The organism is Brevibacterium sanguinis (assembly GCF_003315415.1).
Lineage (GTDB): Bacteria > Actinomycetota > Actinomycetes > Actinomycetales > Brevibacteriaceae > Brevibacterium > Brevibacterium celere_A.
In genome coordinates this window covers 225,452-246,431 of record NZ_QNSB01000003.1, presented here as the reverse complement: position 1 = coordinate 246,431, position 20,980 = coordinate 225,452, and the positions used below count along the sequence as shown (strand labels likewise).

General features: G+C 67.4%; 16 protein-coding genes. 3 read left to right on the top strand and 13 right to left on the bottom strand.

Translation table 11 applies throughout. The features are described from left to right. Positions 1 to 220: 220 nt before the first annotated feature. Together dapC and fdxA are read right to left on the bottom strand one after the other, a co-directional pair. Positions 221 to 1,342 (bottom strand): succinyldiaminopimelate transaminase, encoded by a 1,122-nt coding sequence (gene dapC / locus DFO65_RS05510; RefSeq protein ID WP_113903416.1) that lies wholly within the window; start codon positions 1,340 to 1,342, stop codon positions 221 to 223. 3 nt (positions 1,343 to 1,345) lie between these two features. Then, positions 1,346 to 1,669, bottom strand: a complete 324-nt coding sequence (gene fdxA / locus DFO65_RS05505) for a ferredoxin (RefSeq protein WP_113903415.1) — start codon at positions 1,667 to 1,669, stop codon at positions 1,346 to 1,348. A 160-nt stretch (positions 1,670 to 1,829) separates the two neighbouring features. On the opposite strand from fdxA, the gene DFO65_RS05500 reads away from it, so the two are divergent. Next, positions 1,830 to 2,897, top strand: coding sequence for a GNAT family N-acetyltransferase (locus tag DFO65_RS05500; protein ID WP_113903414.1), 1,068 nt, complete (start codon positions 1,830 to 1,832; stop codon positions 2,895 to 2,897). A 43-nt stretch (positions 2,898 to 2,940) separates the two neighbouring features. Here DFO65_RS05500 and DFO65_RS05495 read toward each other — a convergent pair whose 3' ends face one another. The 7 genes from DFO65_RS05495 to DFO65_RS05465 form a co-directional block, all read right to left on the bottom strand. Then, a complete protein-coding gene (locus DFO65_RS05495; RefSeq protein ID WP_245940496.1) occupies positions 2,941 to 4,674 on the bottom strand; it encodes a VanW family protein in 1,734 nt (577 codons plus the stop codon). Positions 4,675 to 4,707: 33 nt separating this feature from the next. Continuing rightward, positions 4,708 to 6,039 (bottom strand): N-acetyl-1-D-myo-inositol-2-amino-2-deoxy-alpha-D-glucopyranoside deacetylase, encoded by a 1,332-nt coding sequence (gene mshB / locus DFO65_RS05490; RefSeq protein ID WP_245940495.1) that lies wholly within the window; start codon positions 6,037 to 6,039, stop codon positions 4,708 to 4,710. A gap of 32 nt (positions 6,040 to 6,071) precedes the next feature. Continuing rightward, positions 6,072 to 7,982, bottom strand: coding sequence for a translational GTPase TypA (gene typA, locus DFO65_RS05485; protein WP_113903411.1), 1,911 nt, complete (start codon positions 7,980 to 7,982; stop codon positions 6,072 to 6,074). 157 nt (positions 7,983 to 8,139) lie between these two features. Beyond that, positions 8,140 to 10,038, bottom strand: coding sequence for an ABC transporter ATP-binding protein (locus DFO65_RS05480; RefSeq protein ID WP_113903600.1), 1,899 nt, complete (start codon positions 10,036 to 10,038; stop codon positions 8,140 to 8,142). Further along, entirely contained in the window at positions 10,038 to 11,084 is a 1,047-nt protein-coding gene (locus DFO65_RS05475; protein ID WP_113903410.1) for an ABC transporter permease, read from the bottom strand. Before DFO65_RS05475 ends, DFO65_RS05480 begins: the two co-directional genes overlap by 1 nt. Continuing rightward, positions 11,081 to 12,625: an ABC transporter permease gene (locus DFO65_RS05470; protein WP_113903409.1), complete on the bottom strand. Its 1,545-nt coding sequence runs from the start codon at positions 12,623 to 12,625 to the stop codon at positions 11,081 to 11,083. Before DFO65_RS05470 ends, DFO65_RS05475 begins: the two co-directional genes overlap by 4 nt. A 98-nt stretch (positions 12,626 to 12,723) precedes the next feature. Beyond that, on the bottom strand, positions 12,724 to 14,529 hold the full coding sequence (locus DFO65_RS05465) for an ABC transporter family substrate-binding protein (protein ID WP_113903408.1): 1,806 nt from the start codon (positions 14,527 to 14,529) through the stop codon (positions 12,724 to 12,726). Between the two features lie 258 nt (positions 14,530 to 14,787). On the opposite strand from DFO65_RS05465, the gene DFO65_RS05460 reads away from it, so the two are divergent. Further along, positions 14,788 to 15,378, top strand: a complete 591-nt coding sequence (locus DFO65_RS05460) for a hypothetical protein (RefSeq protein ID WP_245940494.1) — start codon at positions 14,788 to 14,790, stop codon at positions 15,376 to 15,378. A gap of 49 nt (positions 15,379 to 15,427) precedes the next feature. Here the strand turns inward: DFO65_RS05460 and DFO65_RS05455 are convergent, their stop codons facing one another. Genes DFO65_RS05455 through DFO65_RS05440 form a run of 4 tightly spaced genes read right to left on the bottom strand, consistent with a single transcriptional unit; the run spans position 15,428 to position 18,594 of the window. After that, entirely contained in the window at positions 15,428 to 16,081 is a 654-nt protein-coding gene (locus tag DFO65_RS05455) for an MBL fold metallo-hydrolase (RefSeq protein ID WP_113903407.1), read from the bottom strand. A gap of 2 nt (positions 16,082 to 16,083) precedes the next feature. After that, on the bottom strand, positions 16,084 to 17,154 hold the full coding sequence (locus DFO65_RS05450) for an NADH:flavin oxidoreductase/NADH oxidase (RefSeq protein ID WP_113903406.1): 1,071 nt from the start codon (positions 17,152 to 17,154) through the stop codon (positions 16,084 to 16,086). Beyond that, positions 17,151 to 17,927 carry an alpha/beta fold hydrolase gene (locus DFO65_RS05445; protein WP_113903405.1) on the bottom strand — a complete coding sequence of 259 codons (777 nt, stop codon included), beginning with the start codon at positions 17,925 to 17,927 and terminating at the stop codon, positions 17,151 to 17,153. The genes DFO65_RS05450 and DFO65_RS05445 overlap by 4 nt, the downstream gene beginning before the upstream one ends. Beyond that, positions 17,899 to 18,594, bottom strand: coding sequence for a thymidine kinase (locus tag DFO65_RS05440; protein ID WP_245940493.1), 696 nt, complete (start codon positions 18,592 to 18,594; stop codon positions 17,899 to 17,901). Before DFO65_RS05440 ends, DFO65_RS05445 begins: the two co-directional genes overlap by 29 nt. A 125-nt stretch (positions 18,595 to 18,719) precedes the next feature. Here DFO65_RS05440 and DFO65_RS05435 point away from each other — a divergent pair, with 125 nt between their 5' ends. Next, positions 18,720 to 20,948, top strand: coding sequence for an NADP-dependent isocitrate dehydrogenase (locus DFO65_RS05435; protein WP_113903404.1), 2,229 nt, complete (start codon positions 18,720 to 18,722; stop codon positions 20,946 to 20,948). Positions 20,949 to 20,980 lie beyond the last annotated feature (32 nt).

Genomic DNA, 20,980 nt, shown 5'->3' with positions numbered 1-20,980 from the left:
AAGAACATCCTGAGGTGCAGTGCACAATTCCCTCAAAGACTACCGACTGCATTCCGATTCGGAAAATCATCGCACCCCGCACCTACTGCCCAGTAACCGCAGTGAACATGGGAAATGCGCCGGATCACGTGTCTCACGAGGGCGATGATCAGCCCGTTCGCGTTGTCAGGCGGCGCTGACGAACCACTCGGTGGCCACTGAGCCGTCGCTCACTCCGGGCTCAGCCGGCAGCGGCCTCGAGCCGGTCCGCGGCGGCCGCGATCCGCTCATCGGACGCGGTGAGCGCAATCCGCACATAGGGCTCCGCAGCCGTGCCGTAGAATGCGCCAGGTCCTGCCACGATTCCGAGATCCGCCAGTCGCGACAACGAATTCCAGCAGTCTTCGCCCAAGGTCGCCCACAGATACAGTCCTGCAGACGAGTGATCGATACGGAATCCGTAGTTCTCGAGGGCGGGACGCAGCCGGTCCCTGCGGGCGCGGTAGAGCTCCTTCTGCTCGTTGACATGCGCGGTGTCGCGCAGACCGGCGATCATCGCGGCCTGCACGGGGAAGGGGACGATCATCCCGGCGTGCTTGCGGGTGCGGGTGAGGTCGGCGATGAGGTTGCGATCACCGGCGACGAACGCCGCTCGGTAGCCGGCGAGGTTCGACTGCTTCGACATCGAGTAGACGCTGAGCACGCCGGTGCGGTCCGTGCCGGTGGCCGAGAGCACGGTCGGCGCCGGATCGTCGGACTCCCAGTTGAGCAGTCCGTAGCATTCGTCCGAGGCGAGGACGACCCCGGCGGCCCGGGCCCGGCGCACCACCTCGGCGAGGGTGTCGGGGTCGAGGACCTCGCCCGTGGGATTCCCGGGAGTGTTGATCCACAGCAGACCGATCCCCTCGAGCGAGGCGCCGGCGAGGATCTCGGCGGCGTCGAGGCGCACGCACTCGACCCCGGCGATCGTCGCCCCCATCTCATAGGTCGGGTAGGCGGCGTGCGGGCAGGCCACGGCCAGTCCCGCCTGCCGCAGGCCCAGCAGCGTGGGCAGCCACGCGACGAGCTCCTTCGAGCCGATCGTCGGCAGCACCTCGGCGCTCGGGTCGAGGGTCACACCGTGCCAGTGCTCGTACCACCAGGCGATGGACGCCCTGAGCTCATCCGTACCGGCCGTCGTCGGGTACCCGTGGGCATCTCCCGCCGCGGCCAGAGCGTCCCGGATCACCAGCGGAGTGGGGTCGACGGGAGTGCCGATCGACAGATCGCAGACTCCGCCGGAGTGCTCGGCGGCGCGCTGCCGGTAGGGAGTGAGCCGGTCCCAGGGATAGTCGGGCAGGTCGAGGCCGAATCGCGCTGCCATGCCTCAGTCGTTCTGCTGCGGCGGGAGAGCGGCGATGATCGGGTGGTCCTTCCCGGTGTTGCCGAGCTTCGCGGCGCCGCCCGGGGAGCCGAGGTCGTCGAAGAACTCGACGTTGGCCTTGTAGTACTCCGACCATTCCTCGGGGACGTCGTCCTCGTAGTAGATGGCCTCGACGGGGCACACGGGTTCGCAGGCGCCGCAGTCGACGCACTCGTCGGGGTGGATGTAGAGGCTGCGCTCACCTTCGTAGATGCAGTCGACGGGGCATTCGTCGACACAGGCCTTGTCCTTGAGGTCGACGCAGGGCTGGGCGATGATGTACGTCACTGGTGGGACTCCTCCGGAAGTGCTCAGGACATGGGCGTATGCAGTCATACAATACGCCCTTGCGGTCCCCCGATGTCCACAGCGGCCGAGTGATCCGCGTTGCATCGACCCACCTGTCCTAGAGTGGGACGGTATCGCCCGAACGAGCGGAGGACGAAGAGTGGACGAACTGCAGCCCGGACGCAGGGTGGTCGTACGGTATGCGCTGGAGGCCGGCGAGAGCCATGGCTCGACGGATGCGCTCGGGATCGTGCGCGGCGTCGACGAGGTCGCCGTCGAGATCGAGACCAAGCGCGGTCCCGTCGTCGTCCCCCGCGACCGGATCCTCCTCGTCCACGAGGTCCCGCCCGCCCCCACCCGCAGCGGGCGGACGCACGAGATCGTCTCCGCCGTCGACCTGCGGCGGATCTCCGCGGCCGCATGGCTGCCCCGCGACATCTCCTGGCTCCACGTCGAGAACCTGCGCAATGAGAGCAGGGACGCCGACGACGACATCGGACTGCTCCAGAAGGGGTGGCTGCTGCGCAGCTCGTCCTCGGCGACGAGGCGGGCCAACAGCGCGCTGCCCGTGATGGAGACCGGGATGGGCTGGGAGCAGAGCCTCGACGCGGTCGAGGCCTGGTACTCCTCCCGCGGGCGGCCCGCTCAGGTCCAGATCTACTCTGCCGACGATACCCCCGTGCTCGCCGAGGCGTGCGCGGGCCTCGGTCCGCTGCTGTCCGCACGCGGGTACACGCCCTCGCCGGCGACGTTCCTGCTCACGGGGGCCACCGCCGAGGCGGCCGGCCGGGTGACGAGCCCCAGTGACGCGGCACTGCCCGGACTCTCGATCGTCGTCAGCGAGGAGCCGACGCCGACCCACTATGCCGCGTGGACGAGTGAGCGGGAGGAGGGCGACGAGTTCCCCGACCTCATCGAGGCCGCCGATCCCTGCCAGTTCGTCACCGCCTACGCCGAGCATCCCGACGGCAGCCGGTCGCTCGTGTCCGCCTGCCGGGTCGTCGAGCGCAACAAGTGGGGCGTCATCACCAATCTCATCACCCGGCCTGATCTGCGTCGGCGCGGGGCCGGCCGGTCGGTCGTCGTCGCGACGTGCGCGCTCCTCGCCACCCGTGGGGTCCGGTCCTATCTCGTCGACATCGAGTCGACGAACGAGGCCTCGCTGGCCCTCTTCGCCTCACTCGGCGCCACGGTCCGTCACCGGTATTGGTACGCCGCGCTCGGCTGAGCTGCGTCACGGCGGCCGGGCCGCCCGGATCGACTCCGATCCGCTACTTGCACTCGACCTTGTTGACGGGGCGGTAGACGGTGACGAACGAGTCCTTCGTCTCCTTGCCCGAGCCGATCTCCTTCATCGTCCGGGTGATCTTGATCGACCAGCCCTCGCGCGGGGACTGCGGGGTGCAGTCGGGACCGGACTCGGTGATCGTCGCCGGTGAGGTGAAGTTGTAGCGCTCGGAGGCGTCGGCCTCGACCTCGAGGGTCTTGACCCCGAACACCTTCGCGTGGACCTTGCCCCCGGACAGGTGCATGTCGAGCACGACCGGCGTCTTCGACGTGTTGGTGAACTTGAGGTCGATCGAGGACCAGTCCAGGGTCGTCTCCCGACCCTCGGGGTAGCGCGAGATGTAGCGGGAGTGGGCCCGGTGCTCGTCGAGTTCGAAGCCGGCGAAGAACGCGGCGTTGAACAGCGTGGTCGACACCTGCGAGACTCCCCCGCCGAAGTCCTCCTTCATCTGCCCCTCGGAGATCACCCCGGCCGGCTTGTAGCCGTTCGCCGCCGTGCGCTGGCCGAGCGTCTCGTTGAGGGAGAACTGCTCGCCGGGCTGGAGGACGGTTCCGGAGACCTTCCGCGAGGCCACCCGGAGGTTGTTGTCCCGGTTGGGGGATGAATCGTACGCGGTGGAGAACTCGGAGACGACGTCGGACACGTCCGCCTTCCTCGCCTCCTCGGTGGTGAATTCGGGTTCGACCGTCTCCAGGCTGACCTGGGCCTTGTCCTCGTCTCCCTTGATCGCGTCGAGGACCGCCTGCGAGAGGTCCTCGCCCTTGATCCCGATCCCTGTCTTCGCCTCGACGACCTCGGGCTTGCCGTCGACGATCCGGAACGTCGCGTCCTCGGCGGGTCGTCCGATCTCCTCGTTGTCGGCCAGCACCTCCGTGCGCAGCGCCTTCTCGTCGAAGACGGGCACGAGTGCTGAATCCTTGGCCTCGAAGCCGAGCGTCTTGGCCACGACCTCCGGTTCGACGGTGAGGTCCCCGGCCTTGACCTCGGAGCCGGCGTCGTCGCCGGGCTCGGCCCGGACGGTGAGTGGGCGGGCGACGGCGTCGGCGGCGAACCCGTCGACGACCTCCTGCGCCTCGGCGGTGGTGATGTCGGGGTCGACCGCCGTGGCCTCGACCTCGACGGGCTCGTCGGTGCGCAGCCAGGAGTGGTCGATCGCGCGGAGCAGCTGCTCGTCGTCGACGGTCTGGCCGGTCACGGCCTCCGTGAGCTTCGGGGTCGTCTTGTCGTAGGTGACCTCGGCGTTCACGGGTTCGACCTCGAGGGCCTTGGTCACCTTCGGCGCTTCGGCGGAGAACGCCTCCTCATCGACGTCGATGACGGGAGCGACCTCGTCGTCGCCGAAGAGGCGATCGGCGATGACGGTGGGATCGAGGGTGAAGCCGGTGACCTGGCCGACCGTGGCCGGGACGTCGAGGCCGAGTCCGGCCTTCTCCGGCGACAGGGTGGCGGTGGCATCCGCGGAGGAGAGTTCGATGTCCGCGGCCGCCCTCTCCGAGAGCTCGGAGCTCAGTGCCGCCTCGGCGTCGTCGGCGCCCTTGCCGCCGATGTCGACCCCGGCGACGGTGGTTCCGGGGGCGACGACGCGCCCGCTGAGGAAGCCGATGGCGATGTAGGCGAGGGCGAGCCCGACCAGCACGAGGAGCGCGATCGTCCACTGCCTTCTGCGGGGATCGCGCGTCGTGGGGTCATCGGGGGTCGACGTGTCGAGTTTCGGCATCATTCTCCATCGGGGCGGAATCTGCCCACCAGTCTATCGGGACGGCTGTCCGCGCGGCACCCTGACGAAGGCGAACACGGCGGCGAGGAGCATCGGCCCGAGCAGCCACACGGCGGAGCGGACCGTGCCGGTGACGATGACGTCCGATCCCGGCAGCAGCTGCGGCTGACCGAGCAGGTAGGAGAGGATCGCGATGACGAACGCCGCGAGGAGCATCGGGCCCGATCCCCGGTAGAGGGTCTTGAGGTGCCAGAGACCGCACGCGGCCAGCAGCAGGGCCAGTGCCAGCCCCCAGGGCAGGATGATCGGCATCCCGCCGAGGTGGACGACGCTGACGTTGAGGTGCTGGAGTGCTCCCAGCGCCCCGATGAGGATGCCGAGCAGTCCGGCGTGGATCCAGGCGAGGATGCCCGGCTTCCGCGGTTCCCGGCGGCGTCGGCGCAGGCCCTCCCCGGGGCCGGCCGCCGTCCCGCCCGGTTCGGCCGCGGGATCCCGGTTCGCCGCCTCGACGGCGTCGAGGTCGAGGCCGGTGAGGATGTGCGGGGCGTAGCCGGTCATCGACAGCGGCGTGGCCGATGCGATCGGCTCACCGGCCCCGATGGAGTAGTACTCGTGGTCGATGAGCTTCGTGCCCACCGCGTTGGACAGCGCGTAGAACCCGCCGGAGACCGAGACCTGGGTGCGATGGGCGGCCAGCGCCGCGCGCTTGGCGGCGAGGACGTCGGAGATGTCCTGGGCGATGACGATCTCCCCCTCCGGCGCCTTGGTCGGGATCATCGTCGCCGGGGAGAATCCGGTCTCGGCGAAGCCCGGCTGCTCGGGGTCGAACATCTCCTCGGCCACCTCGGCGGGGACCTCGACGAAGAGCAGCCGGCCGGTCCTCCACGCCGCGGACTCCACGGCCGCGAGCGTCGCCTCGTGGACGCGCACATGATCGGGATGACCGTACCCGCCGTTGGCGGAGTACGTGACGACCGCGTGCGGGCGGACCTCGTCGATCACCTCGGCGATGTGCCGGGCGACGTCGCCGAGGTCGGCCGAGCACAGCGCGTTCGCGGGAGCCTCGGGGGCGGCGACGGCGTGCCCGTCGGGGCCCCAGGCCATGCCCGAGTCCTCGTAGGAGCGGGCGCCGCCGAGGAACCGGTGATCGCGCACACCGAGAGCCGCCATCGCCTCGGCGATCTCGGACTCGCGCACGCGGGCGAGTCCGGCGCGATCGCCCTCGAGGTGGGCGAGATCGGGCGGGATCACCTCTCCGCCCTCGCCCCTCGTCGCCGTGAGCACGGTGACGTGCGCTCCTTCGGCGACGAGGGCTGCGATCGTGCCTCCCGTCGTGATCGTCTCATCGTCGGGATGAGCGTGCACGAACAGGATGCGAGGTCTCGGCGTCACTGTGCTCAGGCGTTCTGCCGGCGCATCTTCGAGTAGAGCTTCGCGCGCTCCTTCTGGTCGAGCTCGACCTTGCGGATGCGCACGGCGCTCGGGGTGACCTCGACGCATTCGTCCTCGCGGGCGAACTCGAGGCTCTCCTCGAGCGTGAGCTTGCGCGGCGGGGTGAGGTTCTCGAAGGTGTCCGCCGAGGCCGAACGCATGTTCGTCAGCTTCTTCTCCTTCGTGATGTTGACGTCCATGTCGTCGGCGCGCGAGTTCTCGCCGACGATCTGCCCCTCGTAGACCTCGGAGGTCGGTTCGACGAAGAACGTCCCCCGGTCCTGGAGGTTGATGAGCGCGTACGGGGTCACGGCACCGGCGCGGTCGGCGACGAGCGAGCCGTTGATCCGGAACTCGATGTGCCCGGCCCACGGTCCGTAGCCGGCGGAGATCGAGTTCGCGATGCCGGTGCCCCGGGTCTCGGTGAGGAACCGGGTGCGGAAGCCGATGAGACCGCGGGCGGGAACGGTGAACTCCATGCGGACCCAGCCGGTGCCGTGGTTGGTCATCGTGTCCATCGTGCCCTTGCGGCTGGCCATGAGCTGGGTGACGGCGCCGAGGTGCTCCTCCGGGACGTCGATCGTCAGGTGCTCGAACGGCTCGTGGACCTTGCCGTCGACCTGCTTGGTGACGACCTGCGGCTTGCCGACGGTGAGCTCGAAGCCCTCGCGGCGCATCTGCTCGACGAGGATGGCCAGCGCCAGTTCGCCGCGGCCCTGGACCTCCCATGCGTCGGGACGCTCGGTGGGCAGGACCTTGAGCGAGACGTTGCCGACGAGTTCGGCGTCGAGACGGTCCTTGACCTGGCGGGCGGTGACCTTGGTGCCCTTCTCCCGTCCGGCGAGCGGTGACGTGTTGATGCCGATCGTCATCGAGATCGCCGGATCGTCGATGACGATGGGCGGCATCGGCTTGGGGTTGTCGATGTCGGTGAGGGTGTCGCCGATCATGATGTCGGGGATTCCGGCGACGGCGACGATGTCACCGGCCGAGGCCTCGGTGGCGGGCACCCGGTCGAGACCCTGGGTCTCGAGCAGCTCGGTGATCTTCACGGTGCTGATGTCGTCTCCGCGGGCCCATGCGACCTGCTGGCCCTTGCGCAGGGTGCCGCCGAAGATGCGCAGCAGCGCGAGCCGACCGAGGAACGGCGAGGCGTCGAGGTTGGTGACATGGGCCTGGAGGATGCCGTCGGCGTTGATCTCCGGAGCCGGGATGGTCTCGAGGATCGTCTTGAACAGCGGCTCGAGGTCCGGGTTCGACGGGGCCTCGCCGTCGGCGGGCTGCTCGAGCGATGCGGCGCCGACCTTGGCCGCGGCGAAGACGGTGGGAACGTCGAGCACGGAGTCGACGTCGAGGTCGGGGACCTCGTCGGCGAGGTCGGAGGCCAGCCCGAGCAGCAGGTCCTGGGCCTCCTCGACGACGCCGTCGATGCGCGCATCGGCGCGGTCGGTCTTGTTGATGACGAGGATGACGGGCAGCTTCGCGGCCAGTGCCTTGCGCAGGACGAAGCGCGTCTGCGGCAGGGGGCCCTCGGAGGCGTCGACGAGGAGGACGACGCCGTCGACCATGGACAGTCCGCGCTCGACCTCTCCGCCGAAGTCGGCGTGACCCGGGGTGTCGATGACGTTGATGACGATCGGCTCGCCGCCGGCCGAGGGGCCGTTGTAGAGCACCGAGGTGTTCTTCGCGAGGATCGTGATGCCCTTCTCGCGTTCGAGGTCACCCGAATCCATGACGCGTTCTGCAAAGTCGCCGTGTTCGCTGAAGACGCCCGTCTGCCGGAGCATGGCGTCGACGAGCGTCGTCTTGCCGTGGTCGACGTGGGCGACGATTGCTACGTTGCGGCGGTCTGCCCGTCGCGTGATGGCTTCAGTCATCAAGTACCTTAGAAGTTGGAGAGAGTGGTCCGCTGCGGACCCAACAGACCATTATACGGCCCCGACCCCCTCCGCCGCTCACTGTGATGCAGCCCACGCTCCTTGCCGGTCAGGTCCGTCTCGCCGCCTGGCGCGCCGAGACGGCGAGACGAGACCCTCAGGCGTTGGCGGTCGCCTCGAGTACGGCATCCCTGGCCTCCCGGCGTCGGCGCTGCTCCCGCGGATCGGGCACGGGCACGGCCGAGAGCAGCCGCTGGGTGTAGGGGTGCACGGGATTGGCGACGACCTGCGAGCTCTTGCCGATCTCGACGAGGTAGCCGTGGCGCATCACCGCGATCCGCGAGGCGATGCGCTCGACCACCGCGAGGTCGTGGCTGATGAACAGGCACGCGAATCCGTATTCGATCTGCAGCGCCTGGAACAGGTCGAGCACCTTCGCCTGGACGGAGACGTCGAGGGCCGAGGTCGGCTCGTCGGCGATGAGCAGCTTCGGCCGCAGGGTCAGCGCCCGCGCGATGCCGATGCGCTGGCGCTGGCCGCCGGAGAGCTCGTGCGGGTACCGGTTGCGCATCGAGGTCGGCAGCTCGACGGCTTTGAGGAGCTCCTCGACCCTCCGGCTCAGGGCCGGGCCCTTGAGTCCCTCATGGAGGTAGAGCGGTTCACCGATCGACTCCCCGACCGGCAGCCGGGGATTGAGGGAGGAGCCCGGATCCTGGAAGACGATCCCGACCTCTTTGCGCAGGGGACGCAGCTGCCGACTGGTCAGTCCCTTGATGCTCTTCCCGTTGACGATGAGATCGCCCTCGACGGTCGGCAGCAGGCCGAGGGCGGCGCGGCCGATCGTCGTCTTGCCCGACCCCGACTCCCCCACCAGCCCGACGACCTCACCGGGGGAGATCATGAGGTTGATGTTGTGGGCGGCCCGGAACGCCTTCTTCCGGCCGGCCGCCGGATACTCGATCGCGGCGTCGCGCAGCTGCAGGGCAGCCGGCTGGGAGAAGTCGGCGCGCGAGCCCGGGTGGAAGTAGGTCTCGGTCGACTCCATCGCGATGAGGGGGATCTCGACCGCCGCGTCCGCCTCCTCACGGGCGGCGGCGTCGGCGGCTTCCCTCCGTGCCGCCTCCTCCATCTTCGCGAGCGCCTCGGCACTCGAACGGTCGACCGCATCGGCGAAGGCCTGCGACTTCTCGAGGTCGGACAGATGCGCGCCGAACGCCTCGCCCTCGATCTCCGTGCCCAGGTGCGGCACCGCCTCGAGGAGCTGCTTCGTGTACGGATGCTGCGGCGAGTAGAAGATCTCGTCGGCGGTTCCGGTCTCGACGACGCGTCCGGCTCGCATGACGATGATGCGGTCGGCCATGTCCGCGACCACGCCCATGTCGTGGGTGATGAGGATGATCCCCGCGTCGACCTTCGACTTGAGCTCGCGCATGAGCTTGAGGATCTCCGCCTGGACCGTGACATCGAGCGCCGTGGTCGGCTCGTCGGCGATGAGCAGCTTAGGCTGGCACGCGAGCGCCTGGGCGATCATGATGCGCTGGCGCTGACCGCCCGAGAGCTGGTGCGGGAACGAGTGGAAGCGATCCTCGGGGTCGGGGATCTCGACGAGGCGCATGAGCTCGAGCGCCCGCTCCTTCGCCTCGGTGGGACCGATGTCGAGGTGGACGCGCAGGGTCTCGACGATCTGGTAGCCGGCGGTGTAGACCGGGTTGAGCGCCGTCATCGGCTCCTGGAAGATCACCGAGATCTCGTTGCCGCGGATGCGCTGCATCCTCTCCGCCGGCATGCCGATGAGCTCGGTGCCGCCGAGGCGGGCCGAGCCGGTCGCCCGACCGTTCGATGGCAGGAGCCCGAGCAGGGACATGCTCGACTGCGACTTCCCCGACCCCGATTCGCCGACGATCGCGAGCACCTCACCGGCGTTGACGGTGTAGTCGAGGTGCTCGGCGGCCATCCACCATTCGTCGTTGACCCAGAACTTCACTCCCAGGTCCCTGACCTCGAGGATCGGTGACTTCGCGGGGGATGTCGTCGTACCGGTGGACTGTTCGGCCATCACTCGGCCCCTTTCTGTGCCATGCGCTCGGCCTTCTTCATCTTCCTCCAGCTCGGGATCGTCTTCATCCGCGGATCGAACGCGTCACGCAGACCGTCGCCGATGAAGTTGACGCACAGGGCGATGAGGATGATGAAGAGACCCGGCCACCAGAACAGCCACGGACGGGTGGAGAATGCGGTCTGGTACTCGCTGATGAGACGGCCGAGAGAGACGTCCGGAGGCTGGATGCCGAAGCCGAGGTAGCTCAGCGAGGCCTCGAGGACGATCGCCTGGCTCATCAGCAGCGTCGTGTTGACGATGATGACGCCCATGGCGTTGGGCAGCATGTGCTTGAACATGATCCGGAAGTCACTGGCACCGGCCACGCGGGCCGAATCGACGAACTCCCGTTCACGCAGCGACATGAACTCGCCCCGGACGAGGCGCGCGAGGCTGGTCCACAGCACCGCGCCGAGGACGACGCCGAGCATCGCGCCCGAGGTGCCGGAGACGAGCTTGCCGAGGATCGCTCCGACGACGATGGTCGGCAGGATGATGAACCCGTCGGTGACGCGCATGAGGATCGAGTCGATCCAGCCGCGGTAGAAGCCGGCCAGCGCCCCGATGAGGGTGCCGATGATCAGGGACACCGCACCGATGATGAGCATGACCATGATCGAGATCTGGGTGCCCTTCATCACCATCGCGAAGTTGTCTCGCCCGATCTCGTCCTGGCCGAAGGGGTGCTCGCCGAGAGTGAAGGGGTCCGAGAGCGACCAGGTGGGTGCGCCGCCGGGGTTGACCACCGGGCCGGAGGACACGTGGTTGTGGATCCACCACCCGCGGAGCGGCCCGATGCCCAGCGCGCTGTAGGCGAAGATCGCGATGAGGGCGAAGACGACCATGCCGATCATCGCACCCTTGTGGCGGAGGAACTTCCGGAGCACGATCCTGCCCTGGGAGAGGCCCTCGGTCTCCTTGGACTCGATCGCATTGTCCTTGACCTCGTCGGTGCCGACGCCGTCGGCCGTGTCCGGAGTCTGTCTGTCGTTGCTGATACTCATGCGTTCACTCGGATTCTCGGGTCGAGGACTGCGTAGACGAAGTCCGCGACGAGGTTGGCGACGATGGCGATGATGCCGGTGATGACGATGTAGGCCATGATCGGATCGAGCTCGGACTGCCTCATCGAATCGATGAAGAGCTTGCCCATGCCGTTCCAGCCGAAGATCGTCTCCGTGATCACGGCACCGCCGATCATCGTGATGGCGTCGACGGGAATGATCGAGGCCAGCGGCAGCAGCGCATTGCGCAGCGCGTGGCGCATGACCACGGTGCGCTCATTGAGCCCCTTTGCCCGCGCCGTGCGGATGTAGTCCTGTCCCATCACCTCGAGCATCGACCCGCGGGTGTAGCGGGTGTAGGACGCGAACGAGATGAGGATGAGCGCGATCGACGGCAGCAGCAGGTGGGTGAACGAATCGAGGTTCGTCATCCAGAAGTCTCCCGCGATGTTCGGCGCCGAGGCGCCGATCGTCGCGATCGGACGGTTGTTGATCGCCGGATGCGAGGTGTACGGTCCCCATTCCTGCAGCACCCTGTCGGCGAAGACGAGGACGGCGATGACGAGCACCGTGAAGAACGTCGTCCGGGCCGTGTCCCACGGGTCCGGCCCCCGGAATGCGAGCCCGACGCCGATGGCGATCGCGATGGCCACGGCCAGCAGGCCGAACATCCACAGCCAGTTCATCTCCCGGTAGTAGAAGAGGTACTGCAGCGGCATGTAGAGCAGAGCGCCGAGGGCGGCGACGGTGAGCGTCGCGTAGAGCACCCGCTTGTTGCCGAGACCGGTCGAGAGGAAGGTCATCACGATCGCGGTTCCCGCCCCGATGACGATGACACCGATGATCCCGATGCGCGGCTGCTCCAGCCATCCGCTGGCGAGGATGTAGTAGATCGTCACGAAGGTGATCAGCGTCGCCGAGGCGAAGGTGATGAGCCGCCTCCTGGCGCTGCCGCCGAGTGCGCCCATCCAGAACAGGCCCATGGCGAGGCAGACGACGATGATCGGCACCCAGCTCTCCAGCACCGGTTCGCTGAGGAAGTTGTTGATCTCGATCGCGCCGAACTGCTTGAGCAGCACGGCCACCCAGAAGACGGGCAGGGAGTAGAGCAGGAAGGAGACGAAGGTGATGAAGTAGTCGAAGCCCGAGTACTGCCGGATCGCCGAGATCATGCCGACGGCGACGCCGAGGATGACCGAGACGATCGTCGAGGCGGTGATGAGCTTGATCGTGTTGACGATCGCGCCCTGGAGCTGGGAGGTGACCTCCTGGCCGCTGTACCAGGCGATGCCGAGGTCGCACTGACCGATGACGCAGCCGCCGGCGCCGGCGAGCCACTTGAAGTAGCGGACGACGGCGGGCGTGTCGAGGTCGAGCAGACGCCGCCGGGATTCGTAGAGATCCTCGATGTTGGGCGAGGTGCTCGAGCGCAGGTCCCAGAAGAAGTCGAGAGCGGCATTGAGCAGCAGGTAGAGGACGAAGGTGACGACGAACAGCACGAGCACCGTCGAGAGCAGTCGCTTGAGAATGAATTTCAGCATGGAATGTCCGTTTCAGTATTCCGTGAAACGCGACTGTGGGGACCACAACGTGATCCCCACAGTCGCTGGGGTGGCAGTCAGCCGTCCGCGAGTGCGGATCAGTTGACTTCCCACTCCCAGTAATTCCACATCAGGGTCGGCGACACGGTCGTCGACGACGCGTTCTTCAGCTTCTCGTTGTAGATGAGCAGTTCAGGGAACTGGAAGATCGGAGCGCCGAAGGCGTCTTCGGTCAGCTGCGACTCGAGATCGGTGACGAGCTTCTCCTGCTGATCCTCCGGAGCGACGAGGATCTCGTCGAGGATCTTGTCGGTCTCGGGGTTCGAGTAGCCGCCGTAGTTGTTCTGCGCACCGGTGCGGAAGTTCGCGTCCGACTCCGTGATGCCCGTCGACTCCGACTGCCAGCCGAAGAGTGCGACGTCGTAGGTCTTGTCGCCGAGGCGGGTCCCCCAGTTGACATCGCCGACGTCCTCGATCGTGAAGCCGGCCTTCTCCGCCGATTCCTTCATCAGCTGGAACTCCTGCTGCCGGCGAGCGTTCGTGTTGTCATACATGATGCGCACGGGCTTGATCTCGCCACCGACTTCCTCGAGCAGCTTCTTGGCTCCCTCGGCGTCGACCTCGGCGTAGTCCTTGAGTCCGTTGCCTGCGGTGATCGCGTCGTACATCGGAGCACCGGGGACCTGCGTGAACGAATCGCGCACCTGCGCCTCGGGGTTGAGCGGCTTGATGATCTTCTCGACGATATCGGCACGCGGCACCGTCTTGAGGAAGGCCTGGCGGACCTTCTTGGCCTTCTCTTCGTCCCCGCCGTACGCGGCCGGGTCGAAGGGACCGTTGTTGTCGAAGGTGAAGTCGACGTGCTCGTAGGTCGCGCCGTCACCGGCTTCGACCTTGACCCCGTCGAGTCCCTGCGCCGCCTCGAGGACATCGGCGGTGGCCTGCGGCTGGGTGAAGTCGACCTCACCGTTCTCGATCGCCTGGACCATGGCCATCGGATCGCCGTTGTAGCGCACGGTCACGGTGTTGACCTTGGGCTTCGTCGGACCGGCGTAGTTCTCGTCGAGCTCGAGGGTGACGTACTGACCTTCTTCGAAGGCCGTCATCTTGTAGGGCCCGGTGTGGACGAGCAGGTCCGGATCCTCGGGCATCGAGGTGAAGTCGAAGCCGGTGTTCCAGGTGTTCGAGATCTTCGACAGCGCCGCGGTGTCCTTGTTCTTCAGGGCGTCGAGGATGGCCTGCTTGCCGGCTGCCGGGTCGTCTTCGCCGAGCGCCTTCTTCGCCACGATGTGCGCGGGAACTCCGACGCCGTCGGAACCGAGGCCGAACTCCATCTCCCAGTCCGCGAACGGCTTGGAGTAGGTGAGGGTGATCTCCTTGCCGTCCTCGGAGATCTCCGGGAAGTCCTTGATGAGCTGTGAGCCGACGTTCGACGAGTCGAAGTAGACGGTCTTCTCGTCGTTCTCCTTGACGGTTCCGTCGTCGTTGTTGTTCGCCTCGACGGTGTTGAAATGGGTCGACTGTCCGGCCCAGGTGAGCGCGAGGTCGGCGGCGTCGACGGGAGTGCCGTCCGACCACTTGGCGGTGTCGCTGAACGTGTACTTGACCTTGAGCGGATCGTCGGAGACCTTCTCGACGCTGCCGAGGGTTCCGTCCTGGAGTTCGAGGTTGTCGTCGTAGTACTTGAAGTTGTCGTTCATCAGGTACGTGAGGATCGAGTTCGCGGCGGCGTTTCCATTGGCCGTCAGCGTGTTCATCGACCGGAATGCCTCATTCCAGCCGACGGTGAGAGTCTGGTTCTCCGAGGACTGCTCGTCGTTGCCGCCGCCGGGAGGGGTGCAGGCCGTGAGCACCATTGCTGCTGCGGCAACTGAGGCTCCGGCTGCGAGGAAGCGCTTCTTCACGTTCTCTCCTAGTAATCGTCTGGGGTTCTCACCCGCTCATCCGTTCGCCGACTGTGGCGCGCGGGGTGGTCACGGGGGATGTGACCGGGTTCATGTTCCCACATGGAATGCCTCCAAGTTACTTCAGAGAAAGCTGTGACCCAGTCCACATGCTGAGCGATTCCGGAAATCGTTACTCTCCTGTGACCAAGGAGCTGTGTGCCGAATCAACCGTCTCTGAGTGTGATTTTCCTCATCTTGAGACGTAGGATGATCCGGGTGACGAACAGTGAGATGGACAACGGGAACCCGGCACCGATTGCGACGATCGTCCGCCCGACGGGATCGACCGTTCTCTTCCTCATCGTCGCCGTCGTCTGCGGACTCGGCGTCGCGTCGATCGTCGTCGGCGACTTCACGCTGCGCGGGCTGGCGGTCGCGGGCATCCCGATCGCGGTGATCCTCGTCGTCTACGCGCTCTACCGGTTCCCCTGCGTTCAGCTGCGCCCTCGCGAACTCGTTCTCGTCAATCCGATGACAACCGTCGCCATCCCCTGGAACCTCGTCGACGGCTTCGACACCCACTTCGGGCTGAGCGTGCGGACTCACGAGGGCAGCTATTCCTCATGGTCGCTGGCCGGCCGCGGGAAGAAGATGGAGAAGGACGAGGACGGCATCCGCCGGCTGCGGGACAACCACAGTCCTGCCGTCGACGCGGTGCTCGATCACCACGCCGGCCTCGGCGAGGACGCACTGGCGAATCCCCGCGGGGAACGACGCGTCACGGTGACGTGGAACGTCGGCGTCATCTCCGCGGTGATCGGCGCCGTCGCGTGGGCGGTCATCGGCGTCGCGGCACTGCCCGGCTGACCGCCCGACTCATACCCCAGCCCGCGTCACCAGCCGTCGTCTGTCGGAGTCACCAGCCGCGGGACCGCCACTGCCCCAGCTGCGGACGCTCGGCGCCGAGGGTCGTCGCGGCGCCGTGTCCCGGCAGGACTCGCGTCTCATCGGGCAGTCGCGAGAACACTCGCTCCTCGAGGTCGTCCATGAGCGAGGTGAAGTCGGCGCTGCTCCAGGTCTTCCCGGGCCCTCCCGGGAAGAGCGAATCGCCGGAGAAGAGGAGCGTCTCGTTCGCGTCGCGGAGCACGAAGGCCCGGGAGCCGGGGGTGTGCCCGCGCAGGCCGATGACCTCGAGGGAGATCCCGTCGAGGTCGACGGTCTCGAGGTGCTCGACGGTTCGGCCGATCTTCACTCCCTGCGCCTCGGTGATCGGTCCGGCGTCCTCGGTGCCGGCGATCGTCTCGGCCTGCGGGTGCGCCTCGGCGAGAGCCGGCAGGGCCCTGATGTGATCCCAGTGCTGATGGGTCGTGATGATCGCGCGCAGATGCGCGGCGGCTCTCGCGTCCGCGGAACCGGCGGCGATGAGATCGGCGATGGCATCGGGGTCCGCGGCGGCGTCGATGAGCACCTGGGTTCCCGTGTCGCGCTCCGTGATGAGGTAGACGTTGTTCTCCATCTCGGACACGGAGATCCAGCGGACGACGACATGGTCGAGTGCGATGGCGGTCATGGTCACCAGGCTCCTCTCAGGTACTGCGGCGGATAGGGGCCGGGGTCGACGCCGAGCTCGTGCGCGGCGCGCTGCGGCCAGCCCGGCTCGCGCAGGGCGACCCGGGCGAGGAAGATGACGTCGGCCTGTCCTGTGGCCAGGATCGTCTCGGCCTGATCGGGTTCGGTGATGAGACCGACGGTCCCGGTCGGCACCCCTGCGGAGCGGATCGCCGCTGACAGGGGAACCTGATAGCCGGGGCCGACGGGGATCGTCACCGGCATATTCCCTCCCGAGGACACGTCGACGAGGTCGGCGCCCGCAGCCCTCAGTTCGGTGGAGACGCTGACGGCCTGGGAGATGTCGAATCCGTCCTCCCGCCATTCGCTGGCCGAGAGGCGGACGATGACCGGCACCCGCTCCCCCACCGCCTCGCGCACTGCCGCGTGCACGTCATGGAGCAGGCGGGCGCGACCGGCGAGATCGCCCCCGTACTCGTCCGTCCGGGAGTTCGACAGGGGCGAGAGGAAGGAATGGAGGAGGTAGCCGTGGGCCGCGTGGATCTCGACGGTGTCGAAGCCCGCCGTGATCGCCCGTCTCGCGGCCTGGGCGAAGGCGTCGACCACCTCGGCGATGTCGTCGTGCGTCATCTCCACCGGGGTGTCATAGCCGGGGTAGGCGATGGCGCTGGCGCCTCGGGTCGTCCATCCTCCTTCGGACTCCGGCACGCTGCCGCGCGGGTTTCCGGGGAACGGCGCGTACGTGCTCGCCTTTCGACCCGCATGGGCCAGCTGCATGCCGATCGCCGCCCCCTGGGAGTGGACGAAGTCGACGATCCGTCTCCAGGCCACGGCCTGCTCGTCGTTCCAGATCCCGGTGTCCTGCGGAGAGATCCGGCCCTCGGGGCGGACAGCGGTCGCCTCGGTGAGGATGAGCCCGAAGCCGCCCTGGGCCCGGGCGCCGAGGTGGACGAGGTGCCAGTCCCCCGGCATCCCGTCCCGGTCGGAGCAGGAGTACTGGCACATGGGGGCGAGCCAGATCCGATTGCCGACCTCGAGGTCGCGCAGGGTGATGGGGGTGAAGAGATGACTCATGCGGTGCGGGCTCCTGCGAGGAAGTCGCCGATGTGGTCGACGACGAGATCGGGGTGCTCGGCCATCGGCAGATGGGCGGAGTCGGGGATGACGGCGAACTCGGCGCCGGGCACCTGCGCGGCCATCCCGGACATCACCTCGGGGGTGCAGCCGGGGTCCTGGGCGCCGGCGAGGAACAGGGTCGGCGTCGTGACCGACCGCAGTCGCGAACCGAGGTCGAACTTCACGAGCGCCTTGCAGCAGGCGATGTAGGCGGCATCGTCCATCGTCGCGAGGTCGGTGAGGATGACGTGCCCCGTGGCGATGTCCTCCTCGAGGAAACCGGCGGCGAACCAGCGATCGGCGGTGTCGTCGAGCTGGCCCTGGGTGCCGTCCTCGGTGACGTACTTGATCCGCTCGGCCCAGGACTCGGCGGTGCCGAACTTCGTGTTCGTCGCGCACGCGACGAGCGCGGTCAGGGATTCGGGATGCTCGAGGGCCAGGGTCATGCCGATCGCGCCGGAGATCGAGACCCCGCAGTAGGCGAATCGGTCGACGCCGTGCAGCGCCATCGACTCGACGAGACCGGACGCGAGGTCCTCGATCGTGAAGTCGGCGAGGACGTCGAACTCGTCGAAGGTGTGGCCGGGGAGGTCGGAGAGGTAGATCTGGTAGTCGTCGGCGAGTCGGGCCGCGACGGCCGACCACAGGGAGACCCGGGTGCCGAGTGCGTTTCCGAAGACGATGACGGGAGAGCCGGGGTTGTCATTGAGGGCGTGGACTGAGATCCGCATGAGAACTCCTCGCGAAGGTCGGTCGATCGGGAGCTGCCGTCAACAGCCTACCGCCGGACAAGGAGAGATAGCACCTCGGGCACAGCGACTCATAGGTCACCGCATTGCCGTCGATGGCCACCTGGTCGCCGTCGAAGATGAACCGCCCGTCGACGAGGCGGCCGTTGAACATCGCCTTGCGCCCGCAGCGGCAGATGGTCTTGAGCTCCTCGAGGGTGTGGGCGATCTCGAGGAGCCGCGCCGAGCCGGGGAATGCCCGGGTGCGGAAGTCGGTGCGGATCCCGTAGCACATCACCGGCACCGAGGCTTCGGTGGCGATCCGCATGAGGGAGTCGACCTGGACCGGTTCGAGGAACTGCGCCTCGTCGATGAGCAGGCAGGCCACGGGCGCCTTCGGAGTGTCGAGCGATTCGATGAGGGCGTCGTGGTCGACGTAGTCGGCGTGCTCGGCGTAGATCGTCTCGACGTCGGCCCCCGGCGGGATGAGGAAGTCGACGTCGCGGGTCACGCCGAGGCGGGAGACGATCCGGTCCGCGCCCTTGGTGTCGATGAGCGGCTTGGCCAGCAGGACCCGCTGTCCTCGCTCCTCGTAGTTGAATGCGGCCTGGAGCAGTGCGGTCGACTTGCCGGAATTCATCGCTCCATAGCGGAAATAGAGCTTGGCCACCTTCGTCCTCTCGGTCGGGTCTCGGCGCGGTTCGCACGCGCCAGGAGAACACTACCGTGCCTGAATCCGCTGGAATCCGAACTGTAGGATGGGGCTGATCAACCCCAAGACGATGCGGAGTCACCATGGCTAAAATCATCTACACGCGCACGGACGAGGCGCCACTTCTGGCCACCTACTCGCTCAAGCCGATCATCGAGGCCTTCGCCACCTCGGCGGGCGTCGAGGTCGAGACCCAGGACATCTCCCTGGCCGCTCGCGTGCTGGCGCAGTTCAATGACCGCCTCCCCGAGGACCAGAAGGTCGCCGACTCCCTCGCCGAGCTCAGTGAGCTGGCCAAGACGCCCGAGGCCAACATCATCAAGCTGCCCAACATCTCGGCATCGGTTCCGCAGCTGATGGCCACCATCGCCGAACTCCAGTCCCAGGGCTACGACCTCCCCGACTACCCCGAGGAGCCGGAGACCGACGAGGAGCGCGACATCAGGGCCCGCTACGACCGGGTCAAGGGCTCCGCCGTCAACCCGGTGCTCCGTGAGGGCAACTCCGACCGTCGCGCCCCGAAGGCCGTCAAGGAGTTCGCCAAGGCCCACCCGCATTCGATGGGCGACTGGTCCGCGGACTCGCAGACGAACGTCGCCACGATGGGCGAGAACGACTTCCGCACGAACGAGCAGTCCGTCATCATCCCCGCCGATGACACCCTGACGATCCGCCTGCGCACCGAATCCGGGGAGACCCGGGTGCTCAAGGACTCCCTGCCGGTGCTCGCCGGCGAGATCGTCGATGCGACGAAGATGGACGCCGCCGCCCTCGACGAGTTCCTCAAGGCGCAGATCGCGCGCGCCAAGGAGGAGGGCGTGCTCTTCTCCGTCCACCTCAAGGCGACGATGATGAAGGTCTCCGACCCCATCCTCTTCGGCCACGTCATCGAGGCGTTCTTCCCCGAGGTCTTCGCCGAGTACGGTGAGGCGCTGACCGAGGCCGGGTTGACCCCGGACAACGGACTGGCCGCGATCCTCGCCGGCCTCGAGGAGCTGCCCTCCGACATCGCCGAGGGCGTGCGCGCCGGGATCGAGAAGGGACTGGCCGACGGTCCAGCGCTGGCGATGGTCAACTCCGACAAGGGCATCACCAACCTCCACGTGCCCTCCGATGTCATCGTCGACGCCTCGATGCCCGCGATGATCCGCGCCGGCGGCAAGATGTGGAACAAGGACGACCAGACCCAGGACACCCTGGCCGTCATTCCCGACTCCTCGTACGCCGGCATCTACCAGACCGTCATCGACGACTGCCGCGCGAAGGGAGCCTTCGACCCCACGACGATGGGCACCGTGCCCAACGTCGGCCTCATGGCGCAGAAGGCCGAGGAGTACGGCAGCCACGACAAGACCTTCGAGATCGCCGAGGCGGGCGTCGTCGAGGTCGTCGACTCCGCCGGACAGGTGCTGCTGTCCCATGACGTCGCCAAGGGCGACGTGTGGCGGGCCTGCCAGACCAAGGACGTCCCCGTGCGCGACTGGGTCAAGCTCGCCGTCACCCGGGCCCGGCTGTCCGACACCCCGGCGGTGTTCTGGCTCGACGAGACCCGCGCCCACGATCGCAACCTCATCGTCAAGGTCGAGGAGTACCTCGGCGACCACGACACCGAGGGCCTCGACATCCGGATCATGAACCCCGTCGACGCGACCCAGTTCTCGATCGACAGGATCCGGGAGGGACTCGACACGATCTCCGTGACCGGGAACGTGCTGCGCGACTACAACACGGACCTCTTCCCGATCCTCGAGCTCGGCACCTCGGCGAAGATGCTCTCCGTGGTCCCCCTCATCGCCGGCGGCGGACTCTTCGAGACCGGTGCGGGCGGTTCGGCTCCCAAGCACGTCCAGCAGCTCGTCGAGGAGAACCACCTGCGCTGGGATTCCCTCGGAGAGTTCCTCGCCCTGGCGGAATCCTTCCGCCACGAGTTCAACGTCAACGGCAATGCCCGCGCCGGAGTCCTCGCCGACACCCTCGACGCGGCGACCGGACGCTTCCTCGAGGAGAACAAGTCGCCCTCCCGCAAGGTGGGCGAGATCGACAACCGGGGCAGCCACTTCTACCTCACGCTGTACTGGGCGCAGGAACTCGCCGCGCAGAGCGACGACACGGAGCTGGCGTCGGCCATCTCCCCCGTCGCCGCGGAGCTCGAGAGCAAGGCCGACCAGATCGCCGAGGAGCTCCTCGGCGTTCAGGGCAGCCCTGTCGACCTGGGCGGATACTACAATCCCGACGAGGACAAGCTCGTCTCGGTGATGCGTCCCTCCGCCACCCTCAATGCGATCATCGATTCGCTGAGCCAGAAGGTCTGATCCCCACCGGATCTGCCTGAGGAGAACCACGA